Origin of the sequence: Micromonospora solifontis, from assembly GCF_003725545.1 — a bacterium.
GTDB classification, from domain to species: Bacteria; Actinomycetota; Actinomycetes; order Mycobacteriales; family Micromonosporaceae; genus Micromonospora; species Micromonospora solifontis.
Genome location: NZ_RJLN01000214.1, coordinates 1 through 441, shown reverse-complemented (window position 1 = coordinate 441; position 441 = coordinate 1). Strand labels below are relative to the sequence as shown.

Annotated in this window: 1 protein-coding gene; it reads right to left on the bottom strand. The window is 65.8% G+C overall.

Annotated features, from left to right (window positions below; all coding sequences use genetic code 11):
• On the bottom strand, positions 1-392 hold a 392-nt coding region (locus tag EFE23_RS27920), incomplete at its 3' end, for a hypothetical protein (RefSeq protein WP_123243823.1).
• Between the last annotated feature and the right edge of the window lie 49 nt (positions 393-441).

Genomic DNA, 441 nt, shown 5'->3' with positions numbered 1-441 from the left:
CCCCAACCACTGGACGGACGCTGCTGGAACAGACCCAGCGAGTCATGGTCATTCTTCTCGCCCAGGTGGCCCAGGTTCTCCAGCTTCGACTCCTGCAGGCTGGTGGCGATCGAGATCACCGCCGCCCGCTCCGGCAGGCCCGCCTTCTTCGTCGCGGCGATGATCGCCTTGGCGTTGCCGACCTGCTCGTCGTTCAGATCAATCTTCGACTGGGCGCCCTGCACACCGTGCGGGATCAGCTTGCCGGCGTCGGGCTTGTCCGCCTGGACCGCGACCGGCTTGGCGTCCACGGGACGGGCCTCAGCGTGAGCGGCGATCGGACCGGCGAACACACCACCGGTGAAAGCCAGACCAGCAATACCAAGAACGCTCTTCCGAATAATCGTGTTCATGGCGAAGCTCCATTCGGGGGTCGGCGCACCATCGCCGATGGGGGTCGGC